General features: G+C 45.8%; 13 protein-coding genes, 1 tRNA gene and 2 pseudogenes. 4 read left to right on the top strand and 12 right to left on the bottom strand.

The genetic code is table 11. From position 1 onward, the window contains the following. Positions 1–210: 210 nt before the first annotated feature. The 5 genes from AB3114_RS06900 to cysS form a co-directional block, all read right to left on the bottom strand. Positions 211–1089 (bottom strand): AraC family transcriptional regulator, encoded by an 879-nt coding sequence (locus tag AB3114_RS06900; RefSeq protein WP_367342518.1) that lies wholly within the window; start codon positions 1087–1089, stop codon positions 211–213. Between the two features lie 179 nt (positions 1090–1268). After that, positions 1269–1850: a sigma-70 family RNA polymerase sigma factor gene (locus AB3114_RS06895; protein WP_367342517.1), complete on the bottom strand. Its 582-nt coding sequence runs from the start codon at positions 1848–1850 to the stop codon at positions 1269–1271. A 256-nt stretch (positions 1851–2106) separates the two neighbouring features. Further along, positions 2107–2871 carry a 23S rRNA (guanosine(2251)-2'-O)-methyltransferase RlmB gene (gene rlmB / locus AB3114_RS06890; RefSeq protein ID WP_367342516.1) on the bottom strand — a complete coding sequence of 255 codons (765 nt, stop codon included), beginning with the start codon at positions 2869–2871 and terminating at the stop codon, positions 2107–2109. Next, positions 2861–3274, bottom strand: coding sequence for a Mini-ribonuclease 3 (locus AB3114_RS06885; protein WP_367342515.1), 414 nt, complete (start codon positions 3272–3274; stop codon positions 2861–2863). The genes rlmB and AB3114_RS06885 overlap by 11 nt, the downstream gene beginning before the upstream one ends. Position 3275: 1 nt before the next feature. Next, entirely contained in the window at positions 3276–4694 is a 1419-nt protein-coding gene (cysS, locus tag AB3114_RS06880; RefSeq protein ID WP_367342514.1) for a cysteine--tRNA ligase, read from the bottom strand. Between the two features lie 380 nt (positions 4695–5074). Between cysS and AB3114_RS06875 the strand changes: the two genes are divergently transcribed. The 3 genes from AB3114_RS06875 (at position 5075) to epsC (ending at position 7720) form a co-directional block, all read left to right on the top strand. Beyond that, positions 5075–5989, top strand: a complete 915-nt coding sequence (locus tag AB3114_RS06875) for a PLP-dependent cysteine synthase family protein (protein WP_367342513.1) — start codon at positions 5075–5077, stop codon at positions 5987–5989. Positions 5990–6050: 61 nt separating this feature from the next. Then, a complete protein-coding gene (locus tag AB3114_RS06870; RefSeq protein WP_367342512.1) occupies positions 6051–7193 on the top strand; it encodes a PLP-dependent aspartate aminotransferase family protein in 1143 nt (380 codons plus the stop codon). Between the two features lie 23 nt (positions 7194–7216). Then, the gene (gene epsC / locus AB3114_RS06865) at positions 7217–7720 is read left to right on the top strand and encodes a serine O-acetyltransferase EpsC (protein ID WP_367342583.1); all 504 of its coding nucleotides are present in this window, start codon (positions 7217–7219) and stop codon (positions 7718–7720) included. A 51-nt stretch (positions 7721–7771) separates the two neighbouring features. On the opposite strand, the gene AB3114_RS06860 is transcribed toward epsC, so the two are convergent. The 4 genes and pseudogenes from AB3114_RS06860 to AB3114_RS06845 all read right to left on the bottom strand — a co-directional run. Further along, entirely contained in the window at positions 7772–9142 is a 1371-nt protein-coding gene (locus tag AB3114_RS06860; protein WP_367342511.1) for a flavocytochrome c, read from the bottom strand. A gap of 85 nt (positions 9143–9227) precedes the next feature. Then, positions 9228–10247: a lipoate--protein ligase gene (locus AB3114_RS06855; RefSeq protein WP_367342510.1), complete on the bottom strand. Its 1020-nt coding sequence runs from the start codon at positions 10245–10247 to the stop codon at positions 9228–9230. 13 nt (positions 10248–10260) lie between these two features. Next, complete coding sequence (gene lpdA, locus AB3114_RS06850) at positions 10261–11694, bottom strand: dihydrolipoyl dehydrogenase (protein WP_367342582.1); 1434 nt, start codon at positions 11692–11694, stop codon at positions 10261–10263. Between the two features lie 156 nt (positions 11695–11850). Then, positions 11851–12048: pseudogene (locus AB3114_RS06845) on the bottom strand (lipoyl domain-containing protein); the annotation flags it as partial. Positions 12049–12230: 182 nt separating this feature from the next. Here AB3114_RS06845 and AB3114_RS06840 point away from each other — a divergent pair. Further along, positions 12231–13646 (top strand): DUF2252 domain-containing protein, encoded by a 1416-nt coding sequence (locus AB3114_RS06840; RefSeq protein ID WP_367342509.1) that lies wholly within the window; start codon positions 12231–12233, stop codon positions 13644–13646. Positions 13647–13706: 60 nt separating this feature from the next. Here the strand turns inward: AB3114_RS06840 and AB3114_RS06835 are convergent, their stop codons facing one another. From AB3114_RS06835 to AB3114_RS06825, 3 genes and pseudogenes are all read right to left on the bottom strand, one after another. Continuing rightward, positions 13707–14585 (bottom strand): PPK2 family polyphosphate kinase, encoded by an 879-nt coding sequence (locus AB3114_RS06835; RefSeq protein WP_367342508.1) that lies wholly within the window; start codon positions 14583–14585, stop codon positions 13707–13709. 16 nt (positions 14586–14601) lie between these two features. Next, positions 14602–16051 (bottom strand): annotated as a pseudogene (gene yjeM, locus AB3114_RS06830) (glutamate/gamma-aminobutyrate family transporter YjeM). Between the two features lie 216 nt (positions 16052–16267). Further along, positions 16268–16340: transfer RNA gene (locus AB3114_RS06825), tRNA-Thr, on the bottom strand. Positions 16341–16363: the final 23 nt, after the last annotated feature.

Below are 16363 nucleotides of genomic sequence, written 5' to 3'. Positions count from 1 at the left end.
GCTTCCTCCAATCAATGACGATTACCTTACATGAATAATAATATGATTGGGAGATAGCGCTTACAATATCGATAAAAACAAAAAAGTGGCGTTAATTAGCCACTTGTTCGATCCCGTTTTTGTTCGCATTAGTGTGTCTAAAAAGCTATTTAGTAATATGTATCATATGAATTAGCATTATTGATTAATCTAATATTGGCGTAAATAAAACTAATTTTCTTGATTATTTTTTGTATGATGATAAATTTCTGAAGCGGTTTTTCCATAAACCTTTTTGACTGCACGATTCATCGTCCGAATACCACTAAAACCATTATCTAAAGCAAGTTCAGTCAAATTCCCTTTGCCTTCACATATTTCTTGATAAGCATGCTGAGCACGGACATTGCCAATATATTCACCGACTGTAATGCCCATCATATGTTTAAAGAAACGTGTTAAATATTGTTTAGTTACCCCGACTTTTTGAGAAAGTTCATCTAAAGTCATTTTTTCTTGATAATTCATACTAATTGCTTGAGTAAGAATTAAAAGACGTTCTATTTGATAATCTTTTTTTGCATTAACATTGTGCATTTCCCGTTTCACTGTGAAGTATTTTAACAATAGTAACAAAATCGTTGAAATATACATAGATTTTTGCAAATTCTGATAAGCTCCATCTTCATTCAAACTTAAATCTAACTTAGCTAGATTTGTTTGTAAATCAATGTATTTTTGTTTTTGAAGCTGGTTAAGCTTTTCTGTCAAATTCAAATCTATTTGATATTTATCAATCTCCGGAAAAAGACCTCTAACGTAAGTGTATGGATAAAGAATCACTAATCCATGATCTTCTTTTTTCATTACGCTACGCACCGAATGAAGTTCACGCGAATTAACGATAAAGATATCTCCACTTCTAAGGCAATAATGCTGGTCCATTACCGTAAATTCCTGAATCGTCCCCTGCCGAATATAATTCACTTCAATTGCCTGATGCCAATGTGGAGCAACATAATAATTGCCGGCATAACTATCCCAAGAACCCACCTGAACGGGAAATGGTGGCGTTGTTGTGACATTTTCGTGCGTATATCTTTCTTCCATACCTCAAACCTCCAAAAGAAAAAGGCCAGAATTTATCTCCAGCCTCAAATCACATAAATTTGTCTTTTGTAAAAATAATATGAACTAAGGTGGTGAATTGGTCAACTAATCTGCCAATTGCCGCATAACTTAATCACGCATGATCAATTTAAGTGAAATAGCAGTTAAATGCAAGTTGATCATTCCGCCAAACGTGCCAATTTACGGTGCGCGCGTTCCAAGCCGCCCATCACTTTTTTAGGCGAGCATTGCAGAGCATCAGCGATCTCATTGATCTTAAATCCCTGCGTCTGTCGGGAAAAAACTTGGTTCTCAAAAACCGAGCAATCATCCTGTAATTGTCGATATATACTGAGACATTCTGCTTGCTCATGGACTGCCGCCCTAACATTGACATCCGGCAAAGTCTCTTCATGCACCTTACTGAGTTCCGACATTTGATTTACTGGAATACGTTTGTCTGCTGACTGGATGCGGTATAAGTCACGCAACCGATTACCCAGCGCCCGTTTGTAAAACCAGCAAAAATGCACCCGTGTTTCAGCACGGTAGGAAGCAATGGATCGAATAAGTGTCAGCATCGCTTCTTGTGACCAGTCCTCGTATTCTAAACCCGGAATAAAGTAAAGTGCCCAAATATTCTTTATCAAGGGCACGTATTTGTTAAAAAGCTTCTCTAGACAATCATTGTCACCAAACTTAGCACCAGTAATTAACGTTAATTCTTCTTGATTTTCACGGATAAATTTTTCAAGCTCCATGTTACAAGTCCCCCAAAATAGCCTTGCAGCATTAGCCGTTATTGTTTTAAAAAAATGCAAACAAATTTCAATGGCTATGCCAGCAAATTGCGTATATTTATTTTGTTGGCACAAATACTTTACAATTGCTTAATTCATAGATTATCAAAACGTTTTAACAGAATCAAGGTATTTTAAAAACAATTTCCAACGATCCATAAATAAAAACCGCAAGATAACTTGCGGTCATTTTGGAAACTAATTATGGAATTATTTTTCAAAGAGGGTGACGAGAATTAAATCCTTGGTAAATCAGCAAACTAGCTGCCACACTGGCATTCAAGCTTTGGACGTGACCAATCATTGGAATCGTCAGCATCTCATCGCAGCTTTGTTTCAACAGCTTTGAAATGCCCTTGCCTTCATTGCCAATCACCAAAGCTACAGCTCCCTTAGCATCCCAGTGCCGGTAATCCGTCCCCTTCATATCGGTTCCGAATAGCCACACACCACGGGTTTTCAGCTCTTTAGCTGTTTGTACCAGGTTAGTGACCCGGGCTACAGGCACGTGTTCAATGGCACCAGCAGCAGTTTTAGCAACCACTTCCGTCAAACCCACTGCGCGACGTTTAGGAATAATCACACCATGAACTCCGGCGGCGTCCGCCGTTCGTAAGATGGAACCCAAGTTGTGAGGATCCGCTAACTGATCGAGAATCAAGAAGAATGGCGCTTCGTTACGTTCCTCTGCACGGTCAAATAAGTCGTCGAGCGAAGCGTAATGATAAGCAGCCACCGCCAGGATGACACCCTGGTGGTTTTGGTGATCACTCATCTGGTCCAGCTTGGTCTTCGGAACGGTTGAAATTACCAAGCGACGGCGTTTTGCCAACTGGATAATTTCACCGATTGCGTCTGAACGAAGTCCCTCCTGAATAAAGACCTTGTTAATTTCTTGATCTTTAGCTTTCAGAGCGGCCACGGCCGGGTGGCGTCCAATGATAAAGTCATGTTCGTGTTCCGTCTGTTGATTATTCTTCATGTTGTGTCCGCCCCGCTTCTACTTGGTCAATGCACCAGTGTGCCAACTGCGCTAAACGATCATTTTTACCTGCCAACTGAAGATAGCCAAAGAGTGCTTCAAAACCAGTTGAAATCCGGTATGTCAAAACACTCGTGTGCTTAGCGTGGGTGTAGCTCTTCGCATTCCGCCCGCGTTTAAAGTAGGACCACTCAGTCTCATCAAGCAAGTCGTCTTCCTCCATCAACGCAATTAAAGCTGCTTGGGCCTTGGCCGACACAAAATGAGTTGCCGCGTGTTGAAGTTTATTTGGTCGCGTTAACCCCTTTTCAAGAAGGTGCTGGCGGACAAATGGTTCGTACACGGCGTCGCCCAGGTAAGCGAGGGCAATACCATTAAGCTGCTGGTAATCAAAAACTGTCATCTTAAGCCTTTCTGTAACGGGTTCCCTGAGGGGTATCCTCCAGGATAATCCCTTTCTTCTTCAATTCGTCACGAATTTCATCGCTTCGTTTAAAGTTGCGGTCTTTTCGTGCTTGGTCGCGTTCCGCAATCAATTTTTGGATGTGCTCATCGTCAATGCTAGTCTCCTGACTAGCTGCGTCCAGATCAATCCCAAAGATGCTCATCAATTGTTCGATTTTATTCGTCAACGCAACTAAGCCTGCTCGGTAGACCGTGCCTTGCTGCGCATAAACGTTAGCGTACTTAACCAGTTCATAAACTACGGCAATCCCGTTTTGGACGTTAAAGTCGTCGTCCATCGCATCACGAAACTGCTGGTCAAAATCTTTCACTTTTTGACTAACTTCTTTATCAGCACCATCGACAGCGTCACTTTGCCGGTAAGTCAGATTTTGCAAAGCAGTCTTAATATGACGCAGGTTATTAGCCGCATCTTCCAACGTATCATCGCTATACTGAATTGGCCGGCGGTACTGGGTGGTTGACATGCAGAAACGTAGTACCTGAGGATCAACGTGCTGAATAATTTCGTGCACCGTAATGAAGTTGTGCAAGGACTTACTCATCTTTTCGTTATCCTTACCAATGGTCACAAAGCCGTTATGCATCCAGTAACGAACAAACTTCTGCCCCGTTGCTGCCTCTGACTGAGCTATTTCGTTTTCGTGGTGTGGGAATTCCAGGTCTTGCCCGCCACCGTGGATATCAATGGTTTTACCAAGATAGCGCGTACTCATCACCGAACATTCAATGTGCCAGCCGGGACGGCCCTTACCCCATGGTGATTCCCATGAGATCTCGCCGGGCTTGGCTGCCTTCCACAGAGCAAAGTCCAGCGGATCTTCCTTCTTCTGCACTTCATCAGCACTGACGTGTTCACTGGCCCCAGTTTCGAGATCATCGAGCGACTGACCAGAAAGCTCACCGTAGTGCTTGAATTTCCGGGCACGGTAGTACACGTCTCCATCAACTTCATAGGCATATCCCTTCTCAATCAATGTTTTAACAAAATTGATGATCTCCGGAATATTTTGCGTTGCTCGTGGATGCATGGTAGCCGGCTCGATATTCAAAGCCTTGGTGTCTTCCATGAAAGCCGCAATGTATTTTTCGGCCAATGCCGGAACCGTTGTGTTTTCTTCGTGAGCTTCCCGGATCATTTTATCGTCAACATCAGTAAAATTAGAGACGTAACGAACTTCGTAACCCAAGAATTCGAGATAACGGCGCACCGTATCAAATGCGATGGCGCTGCGGGCATTACCGATATGAATGTAGTTGTAGACTGTCGGACCACAGACATACATCGATACCTTTCCGGGAACTAGTGGGTGAAATTCTTCCTCTTTGCGCGTGAGGGTATTGTAAATCTTTAGCATGGTCGACAGCTCCTTTACTAAACTTAGTGACTTAATCTTACCACACGTTAATGCTGTTCAAAAATGGAGTCATAGTGATTATGAGAAAATTCAAATTTTATCCTTGACAGTTTTTAATTGTTTGTCTAAAATAAAATCAATTTCACAGAGGAGGCAGTCAAATGACTAACAACAACGTCAAACTTAACAGCTACTGTTGTTGTGGATCGCGTCTTACGCGACCCATCATTTTGGCGTGCCCCCAGCGGGCTAAATAAATTTAATTAACCACGCCAAAGACAGTGGATCAAATAAGACGCAGATTTCGTTAATCGCGAAAGATGCGTCTTTTTGTTTACTCATTTTCTCATTCATCGCACGTACACAGAAAGGATCAGCTCATGATTTACCATTCAGTTTACCAATTAATCGGACACACGCCCCTGTTGGACCTGGACATCGATGTCCCAAACGGCAGTCGCATTCTCGCCAAACTTGAAATGAAAAACCCTGGTGGCAGTGTCAAGGATCGTCTCGGTCTTGAAATGGTCGAAGAAGGAATTCGCCAAGGTCACATCATCCCCGAAAAAACCACATTAATCGAACCAACTGCAGGTAACACGGGAATTGGCATTGCCTTAGCTGCCCAAAAATATCACCTACCGGTTGTCTTTGTCGTTCCTGACAAGTTCAGCCCGGAGAAACAAATGATTATGAAAGCACTCGGTGCCAAAATCGTTAACACCCCTGCAAACGGAGGAATGAAAGGTGCCTCAGCTAAAGCTAAGGAACTGGCTGACCAAACTCCTGATTCTTACGTTCCGATGCAGTTCACCAATCCAGTCAACCCGCTGACTTACGAACGAACACTCGGTCCAGAAATCATCGCAGACTTAGCTGGCCAACCACTGACTGCCTTCGTCGCTGGGGCCGGAACCGGTGGTACCTTTGCCGGAACAGCACGGGCTTTACGAGCTGCCTACCCTGATGTCCAAGCCGTGGCAGTGGAACCTGAAGGATCAATTCTCAATGGTGGTCCTGAGCACCAGCACCGAACTGAAGGAATCGGGGTGGAAATGATTCCGCCATTCTTTAAGGGATTAAAGATTAACGAAGTGCAAACCATTTCTGATGATGACGCCTTTGCACAAGTCAAACGGGCAGCTAGCGACTTAGGATTACTAATTGGCAGTTCTAGTGGTGCAGCTCTGCAAGCCAGCCTCAACGTAGCCCAACATCTGCCAGCGAAGTCTACTATCGTGACCATCTTCCCTGACGGTAGCGACCGCTACCTTGGCGAAGGTATTTACAACTAAATTTCACACTAATCATTTCAATAAATAAACAGAATTAACCAATAATAGGAGGAAATCAATTATGAAATTCAACACTCAACTCATTCATGGCGGCATCAGTGAAGATCCAGCAACCGGCGCAGTTTCCATGCCAATCTACCGGGCATCAACGTTCCACCAAAAAGAACTCGGTGGCAATCCAAAGTGGGAATACTCACGGACAGGTAACCCGACACGTTTAGCCCTCGAAAAGCTGATTGCCCAACTCGAAGGCGGGGTGGCTGGTTTTGCTTTTGCTTCCGGTTCCGCTGCAATTCACGCAGCCTTTACCCTCTTCTCCGCTGGTGATCATATCGTCGTCGGCAAGGACGTCTATGGCGGAACCTTCCGACTAATCAATAAAGTACTGAAGCGCTTTGGTCTTGAGTTCACGACCGTCGACATGGGCGATTTAGACGCCGTTAAGAATGCCATCCAAGACAACACCAAGGCTATTTACTTTGAAACACCAACAAACCCTCTGCTCCAAATTGCCGACATCCAAGCCATTTCAGAGATTGCCAAGAGTCACGACTTACTGACCATTGTCGACAACACCTTTGCTTCCCCATATAACCAACAGCCATTAAAACTTGGGGCTGACATTGTCTTGCACTCAGCAACCAAGTACCTGGGCGGTCACTCTGACCTGGTCGCTGGCCTAGCCGTCGTCAACAGTAAGGAATTGGCCGACCAATTTGCCTTCTTGCAGAATTCCATCGGCAGTCAACTCGGTCCTGATGACAGCTGGCTTCTTCAACGGGGCATCAAGACACTAGCCGCCCGGATGCGTGTCCACCTGGAAAACACCCAAGCGGTTGTCGATTTTCTGACGAAGTCTCCCGAAGTTGCTAAAGTTTACTACCCCGGCCTAGCAGATTTTCCTGGTCATGAGATTGCAAAAAAGCAGATGAAACATTACGGCGCAATGATTTCATTTGAACTGCAGCCAGGGCTATCCGCTAAGAAATTTGTCGATAGTCTACAACTGATCAGTCTCGCCGAAAGTTTAGGCGGCATTGAAAGCCTGATCGAAGTTCCTGCCGTGATGACTCACGGTTCGATCCCACGGGATATTCGTTTGAAGGACGGAATCAAAGACGAATTAATTCGCCTGTCCGTCGGTTTGGAAGATCCGGAAGACCTTCTGGACGACCTGAAACAAGCACTAGCTAAGCTGGAATAATTAAAATGAAAGTAGTGATCAAGATGTACAACGCAGCTAAATATATTCAAACAGTCGATCCAGCAGCCCACAGTCCGTGGGAAGTTATCCTGACCTATGCTGGGTTTCACGCTCTCGGATGGTACCGAATTAGCCACTGGCTATATCAGCACAACCTCCACCTCTTAGCTGCCATCGTGGCTAACTTTGGTAAATTTTTCACCAAAGTCGAGATCCACCCAGGAGCACAGATTGGTCACCACGTCTTCATTGACCACGGCTACGGAACGGTGATTGGCGAAACTGCCGTCATTGGTGATTATGTCACTATCCTGCACGGTGTCACTCTCGGTAGTAGACGCCCATCGAGCAATCCGGGAGAGCCGCGTCATCCCCAAATCGGAAATCACGTTTTTATCGGTGCTCATGCCCAACTGCTTGGCAACGTTCACGTTGGCGATCACGCTAAAGTAGGTGCTGCAGCGGTAGTGCTCAATGATGTCCCGCCATACCGCACGGTCGTTGGTAATCCGGGACACTTAATCTAAATAAAAACTCCATTCAGCCTTGTGAGCCGAATGGAGTTTTATAGTTGGTAGTTATTTACGCGTTATCTTGACAGCCTGGATACCTGCCTGGCGGCCAAAGACCACCGTCTCAGCAATGGAATTTCCACCGATCCGGTTGTTACCATGCAACCCACCGGTTACTTCACCAGCAGCTAAAAGCCCCTGGATAATATTGCCATTTGCATCGAGCACCCGCGTTTGGGGATCAATGTGCAGACCACCCATCGTGTAATGAACGGCTGGCGCCACGTGAATAGCGTAGAAGGGTCCCTGGTCCAAACGATGTTTGATCGTCAACTGACGACCAAAGTCCGCATCAGTCCCAGCATCAACAGCTTTGTTCCAGCCTTGAAGACAATTTTGGAGATTCTCAACCGGCAGCTCTACCTTCTTTGCCAATTCTTCAATGGATAAACCGCTCTGCACCAGCCCGGCTTTGTCGTAAAAGTCGATCGCCTTGGCACGCGAACGAACTCCTTGGTCAAAGATCAAGTAAGCACTGTGTTCGGGCAAAGCCGTGATAGCATTGCTGACCACCCGCCGCGTCGTCAGCTCATTAACAAAGCGCTGAGCCTTCTTATTGACCAGAATAGCCCCTTCACCACGCACTGCTTCTGCAATCAGGTAAGCATGGGAACCATCTTGCTGGACCGTTGGGTGCACCTGAATCCATGACAAGTCCCGCGTGGCGGCACCAACAGCTTGGCCGAGCTTCAGGCCATCGCCCTGCGCACCAGCCTGGTTAGTCGTGGCATAGCCGGTCAAGTCAGGACGTAATTTGCTGATCAACTGGGCATTAGCACCAAAACCACCCGTCGCGATGATGACAACCTTAGCCTCAACTTGCTGGGAACTTGATCCCGTCTGGACCGTCAATCCATTGACCCGATGACGACCGTTGATGATTTCTGACTGCAACTGCGTCACTTTGCATCCGGTAAACACCGGAATGTTATGTTTGCGCAGCTGCTGAGCCAGGCCCTTAACAAGGTAGCCACCCACTGGTGCGGTCGAAGCTGGCCGATGGGTCCGTTGCCGACTCATACCACCGGTAATTGTCAAACCAGTTAATGGCATATCGTGACTCGCCAACCAGTCAATTGCCAGGTTGGCGTGATGGACGAAGAAGTTCAACAACTGGGGGTCATTCAATCGGCCACCACCCTTCATGGTTTCCCAATAAAAGTTAGCCATCGAATCGATCACGCCGTGGTTAAGCTGAACCATTGTTTCAGCGGCGTTCATCCCTGATGATGCGCGGCTGGTATTGCCACCGATCTGATCTTCTTTCTCGACCACCGCAACAGAGGCACCGAGTTCTGCAGTCTGCAGAGCCGCCGTCATACCAGCACCGCCTGCACCGATGACCACTACGTCGTAACTATCTGCTAAATTTGCCATGATGTTCACCCTTCTGCGGTTTTCCGCCAAAATTCAGTGATAATAGCGTCATTATATCATTATTCTGAATGCCAAGTTAGGTTCACTAATGCTGCTGGGCAAGTAATTCAATGACCTCATTCTGTGGAATACCCATGAAATAATCATTCAGTTTCAACTGTTGCAAAGTTCGGCTAATAGCTGCGGGCTGGTAAGGAACGTCCTTTAAAGCTTCGGCCACTTCAACGACATCTCTGGTGCCAAAGAAATCACCATAAATTTTCACGGATTGAATATACCCATCTTCCACTAAAAAGCGTGCATCGATGGTGCCGGCAGTAAAGTGCCGCCGCTTTTGGACGGTAAACATAGGTGATCGACCATAAACCCAGTCCCAGTTGTCATAGAAACGCCGCCGCAACTCCGCGATAGCGTTTCTATCAGCCGCACTTAATTCATAAGCAGCCTTTTTAATTTGTCCTAGATCACCGACCTGCCAAATTTGCTTCACTAATTCATCGCGAAATTGATCCGTGCTGAGCCCCCGGTACTGTCGGTCAAGATAAGGTTCAATATTCGTTACTCGTGAACGCACTGATTTGATGCCCTTAGAAGCAATTTTATCGTGGGGCACCCGTAAGGCTTGAGCCACTGCCGTCGTATCTACGCGGTACATCAAGGTTCCGTGTGAAAAGGTTCGTCCTTGGCGCGTGTACATCGAATTACCTGAGAACTTCTTGCCAGCAATTTCAATGTCATTGCGCCCGGTGACAGTCGCTTTCTTCGCGCCCATCCGGTGAAGGGCAAGCAGCACTGGTTGGACCAACTGCGCAAAGTTGCCAAAGCGCGCTTGGTCTGCCGGCATAATCATGCTGAAACAAAGATTTCCTAAATCCTGGTACATCGCCCCGCCACCGGACAGACGACGCGTCACTGTAATGTCATGCTCCTGGCAATAAGCTTGGTTGATCTCTTCGACGGTATTTTGGTTACGCCCGACGATAATACACGGTTTTTCAATATAAAAAAGCATCATCGGCAGTTTTATCTTGGGACTATTCATCAAATACTGCTCTGTGGCTAAGTTATCCCGAATGTCCCGACTTTTCATGATGTAGTACTGCACCATAATCACTCTTTCAAATGTTAATTGGCAATCCCAAGGCGAGGTCAGCACAGTCCATCACTGCTTCGCCCAGGCTCGGGTGCGGTGCAATTGTATCTGCGACGTCTTCCACTGTCTGACCACTATTAATCGCTAACGTTAATTCACCAACCAAATCAGCAGCAGCCGCGCCAACAATTTGGGCCCCGACCAGCCACTTAGCCTGCCCGTGATAGACTAAACGGACAAAACCTTGCGTAGCCTGCATCGTGACTGCTCGTCCATTAGCACGGAACGGGAACTTAGCCGTTTCAACATCTTTGAAGCCCTGTTGACGTGCCTGCTGAGCCGTTAATCCAGTCGTTGCGATCGGCGTATTGACATAGCAAACAGCAGGGATCGTCGCTGGTTGACGCTTAACCACGTGTCCGGCGATTGCTGCCGCCGCGATTTTTCCTTCGTACGAGGCTTTGTGAGCAAGAGCAGGTCCAGCGACGACATCCCCGATGGCGTAAATATTGTGGACATTAGTCTGACATTGATTATTGACTTCGATCAAGCCATGATCATCTTTCATCACGCCAGCATGCTGCAAACCGAGTTGATCCGTGTTCGGTTGTCTTCCAACAGCAATGACCACATCATCCACCGTCATTGAATGCAGCTGGCCGTCGATGGTGTAGCCAATTTCAACATTGCCTGCCTTCTCAGAAACCTGCTTCAATCGGGCATTGGTCATGATGTTAACACCATGGTGGGCAAAGTCATCGAGGACCGTTTGAACCAAATCGTCTCCAAAGTTGGCCATAATCCGCGACTGAGCCTCTAAAATCGTGACCCGGGTACCAAAGTTGGCATAGGCTCCCGCTAATTCACAGCCGATATAACCACCGCCGACGATAACCATACTTGCCGGAACTTCTTCAAGGTCCAGGGCACCGCTGGAGTCCAAGACGTGGCCTTTAATCGGAATATCAGGCAGTGCTACTGGTCGACTTCCCGTTGCGATGATGGCGTGATTGAAACTGTAGCTTTGCTGCTTACCATCGTGACTGACAATAATGTGGTGCGAACTTTGAAAAGCAGCCTTCCCCCAAATCACCTGAATATGGTGCTTACGAAAAAGTGATGCCACTCCATCGGTCATTGTTTTGACCGTTTGGTTCTTAAACTGGTGCAACTGTCCCATGTCTAACGTGACGTCATCAGCGTGGATCCCCATTTTGCGGGAATGAAATGCCGTTTGCAGGTTATGGCCCGCTTGGACGAGGGCCTTAGAAGGAATACAACCGACATTCAGGCAAACACCACCCAAATATTGCTCTTCAACTACCGTTACCTTTTGTCCCAGCTCCGCTGCCCGGATGGCTGCGACATAGCCACCAGGGCCTGCACCGATCACCACTGTATCTAAGTGGTCAGAAGAAGTAGTCGAAGGGGTGCTTTGCGGTTGACCGCCGTTGAGCAAATCCTCGATCGTTTCATCTCCCGGCTCAACAAGATTTGTATGACTATCCTGAGCAGGAGCAGCTGAATTATTAACCGGCTGCTGACGCTTCTTTTCCTCATCTTGAGATTTTGCCTCTTCCGTCTGGGCCGCGGCATCGACTTCAATGACTGCTAGATCTTGACCCACTTTTGCAGTATCTCCGCTAGCTACCAAGACTTTTTTTAGTGTTCCACTCCACGGAGCAGCTAATTCTTCCACCGCTTTTCCTGTTTCTACTTGAACCAAATCCTGTCCTTTTTGAACGTGGTCACCTGTTTTACAGTGCCATTCCCCCAAAGTGGCTTCATCAACAAATTCACCAAAAGATGGCATTTGAAACTGCTTTGACTTTTTCATTTTGTTAGCTCCTCGACGATATAAAATGGCGAACAAGCGCTTACTTCCCCATTATAACCAACTTTTATGCTATGCACATCCAACACACAAGAGTTCATTTGAACTTTAGACTGTCTTCCAATACAATTAACCTGATTACGTAAGGAAGGGAATTTGTTATGAATAGATTACCACTAGATTTCTTTAACCTGGATCGGATCAGTATCCATCAGTCCCAGCACGAGCTGAAAAAAGTCGGTAAGATGCAGCGTCAAAAAGTTAAGCCAGAACTACTAGGTACATATACACCGGTGCGTCGTGACGCCATCGAAATGATTAAACTGACGGAAGGTAATATGATACCGGAATTGCTACCACTGCGTCACCAACGGATGGGCGTCAATGCCTTTACGTTTTTCCGCGGAACCGCTGAATTGATGGAGGCCGATCTCCGTCAGCAAAACCAAAGTGGTATTCTTGCAATCATCTGTGGTGATGCCCACGTCAATAATTATGGTTTTTACGCATCCCCTGAACGTAAGTTGCTCTTTGATCTTAACGATTTCGATGAAGCCCGTATCGGTAACTGGGAAAGCGACCTGAAGCGTCTGATGGTCAGCATCATTCTTGCCGGCCGCGTCAACGGCTTTGACGATGATGACCTACGAAAAATATTGAAAAAAGTCGTCAAAGTATACAGACGCAGTGTGAAATATGATTATCACCAAAGTCTAGCTAGCAACTTCTACTCATCGTTTGAAATTAACGACATGATGCAGGAGTTAAAGGACTCAGCTGATGGTCACGTCAGCAATTCCAGCTTTAACAAAATTTTGAACAAGATCTTGGTCAAGAGCAGCAAGTCTAATTCAGAAACCATCACTAATAAGATGACCAAGCTGGATAAGAATGGCAAACGGGTCTTTGTGGACAATCCACCACGTGCCCGCCACGTAACTCCACATATTTACCAGGAAATCGTTAACGGCTACTACAGTTACCGTTCCCAAGTTCGTTCCGACGTGCGCGTCTTTCTTGCCAACTTCAACATCTCTGATATTATTCGTTACAGTGTCGGTGTCGGCAGTTTCGGAACGCGGTGTTACCTGATGCTATTAACTGGTGTCGATGGCTCGCACCTTGTCTTGCAGATCAAGGAATCGATGCCACTGCGTTATAACTTGCTGTCACTGCCAATCGTGGAGGCAGTTAAACGCAGTCGCAATGCCGGTGAACGGATTGTGACCGCCCAAAAAGTTTTGCAGTCTGCGTCTGACCCCTTCCTAGGTTCTACTCGTTTTGGCAATCGTTCTTATTACATTCGTCAATTCCGGGACATGAAAGAATCCATCAACACTGCTAAGCTCGACCTTGACGGCTTCGCTCTTTACACCGAAACGTGTGCTTTGCTGCTCGCCAAAGCACACTTCCAGAGTCCCACCGCACCGATTATTTATGGCTACGTCAAGGGTCAAAAGCAACTGGACAGTGCTTTAACCGACTGGTGTTTCGAATATGCTAAGCAAGTCAACATCGACTTTCAACGCTTCAAAGACGCACTGAATCCGAAGACTCAACAACTAGAAATTAATTAATTTTTAGAACACAGCAAAAGGAGCTCCTAAATCGGCCAAACCGATGGAGCTCCTTTTCATTTACTTTTTTTCTTCGTCCAGACGATTCATCGCTTCGTTCAAGCGGGCCGTCTGTTCAGCATTCATTTTCGGATATGTCAGCTTTAATTCGTCTAGCTTTTTAATCAAGATGTTAGACACCGTCAAACGTTCGTACCACTTATCATCACCAGGTATGATGTACCACGGGTCAGCATTAGTGGCCGTATGACGAATCATCTTTTCATAGGCCGCTTGATATCGATCCCAGTACTGCCGTTCCTTAATGTCATCAGGCGAAAACTTCCAGTTCTTTTCTGGACGTTCAATACGTGCTAAGAAACGCTTTTTTTGTTCTGCCTTCGACATATGAAGGAAGAATTTTAATACCAGATAGCCACAGTGATTCAGATAATGTTCATAGTGCACCACATCGTGAAAACGCTGCTTAAAGAAGTCGTCAGTAACATCGCTCACTTGATTGATGTTTGGCAAGTTTTCACCAAGCAGAATTTCTGGGTGAACCTGGGGAACTAAAAGGTCCTCATAGTAAGAACGGTTGAAAATACCCAGAACACCCCGACGGGGCAATTCTAAATTGACCCGCCAGAGATAATCATGAGCCAATTCGCGATGCGATGGGTGCTTAAAGCTAGCCACCTGAAAGCCAGCCGGATTAATACCAGCAAACATATGAGCAACTAAACTGTCTTTACCTGCTGCGTCCATCCCTTGTAAAATCATCAGCACACCATAAGTGTGGTTAGCAAATAATTTCTTTTGGAGATTCTTCAGTGGCTTGATGTTAGCCTGCAGCTTCTTTTTCAGTTGACTGTCGTCACCGAGATCCTGATCAGGCGCCGTCGGCATCTGGCTGAGGTCAAAATCTTTGCTGGTAACTTCATACTGTTTTGTTTTCATAATCGTACTTCCCAACTTAGTCGTCCAGAACGTGGTTGTGTTCTGCAATCGTGTAGAAGACCCAAGCTACGATTCCGAAGAAGATTGGACCAAAGGCCGTCCAGAAGGCGGTCATGTAATCACCAGTCAAGCATGGTTCGATAACGGTAAACAGAATCCCAATCGCAATGACGAGCCATAAGATGATGGAAACAATCCATGAAGTCCGTTGACTATGGTAGAAGACAAACGGCCGATCCAAGCCTTGTTTCATCTTAAAGAATGGGAAAGCACCGATCAGGAATAGATACGGAGCTGATGATGAAACATTCATCATATCCATCAAAATAGTGTAGAAGCGATTGGCAGCGTCGCCACCAAATGAAATAAATACCACGATGATGCAGACAATCAGGCACTGGATCCACATTGCAAATGCAGGCATTTGAGCCTTGTTCAGCTTAGTCATCCGCTTTGGCAACAGACGTGGATCACAGCCTTCGATGAATGACTTCACTGGTGAATAAACCATAACGAAGGCCGCACCTAAACCGGAAAGAACATCGGTTAAACCACTAAAGCGGGCAAACCACTGACCGATAACAATTGCGGTTGCATGGGACGCACCAAAGTGTTGTCCTAATTTAACACCCAAGTTGTTGATCAAAACATATTCACAGTTGGCAATATTAACGCTCTTGCCACCCAGGACTGAGTACCAGTTAGCAGCAAAACCACAGAGGAAAATTAGCAAGACATAGAGGATGGTCATAATCACCATGGAAATGATAATGCCACGCGGGAAGGTCTTTTCTGGCTTCTTCAGTGAGTCGGTAATGCCAGCCATGGTTTCCAAACCACCATAGGCAAACAAAGCATAAACAATAAAGGAAACAACGGCTATCGGCGATACAAAGGCTTTATTAGGTGAGTGAATCAGGCTCGCACCCGTCAAAGGCTGAGCAAGTTGGCCATGATCCATTACTAATAAAATGATACTAAAAAGAATAAATAGGGCACAAATTCCTAAAACAAAGATTCCACCAACCGAAGCAACTTTGGCGATCTTACCAACACCGTGCGTTGCAATTAAGGTTACTAAGAATAAAAAGATAATTTCACATAAACCGAGTGATTGGTTTGGAACTCAGTCCAAAAAGATGCAATCCTTGTGTTTTATCAGATCCGAAGATCATCGTCGAAACTGAAACAAAAAAGAACTGTGTTGATGAAACTAACCAAACAACCCAAGCGGCTAACCAAATAAAGGTACCAATAAAAGCCGTCTTCTCACCAACAGAACCTCGTAACCAAGAGAAAATACCACCTTTGGCTGCTTTAAAAGTAGATCCATATTCAGCAAACATCATCGCTGAGGGAAGGAAAAAGAGAATGGCAGTCAATACATACCAAATAATACTTGCATATCCCATCTGGTAATATGCATTCAGAGAGTTACTAAAGCCAAAAATAGCTGAAAAGATCATCAAGACAAGACTGCCAAGACCGATCTTTGTATCAATTTTTGGCTCTGATTCGTCGTTCAATGTAAACGCTTCTTTCTGCATAAATATAGTGTTTATAGTTATTATTATACACTGCATTCTTACATTTGCGCGCGTTATTTCAAACTAATCTTATAAATATTAAAAATAAAGCCGTTGAAAGCTTTCGCTTTTCAACGGCTTTTCACACTTAAATAGTGCCGACAAGAGGATTCGAACCTCCGACCTTCGCCTTACGAAGGCGCTGCTCTACCAACTGAGCTATGTCGGCAAAAAGAACAGGACAGATACTAG

This window comes from Limosilactobacillus sp., from assembly GCF_040772465.1.
In the GTDB taxonomy this organism is placed as follows: Bacteria; Bacillota; Bacilli; order Lactobacillales; family Lactobacillaceae; genus Limosilactobacillus.
This window is presented reverse-complemented; position numbering and strand designations above follow the sequence as displayed.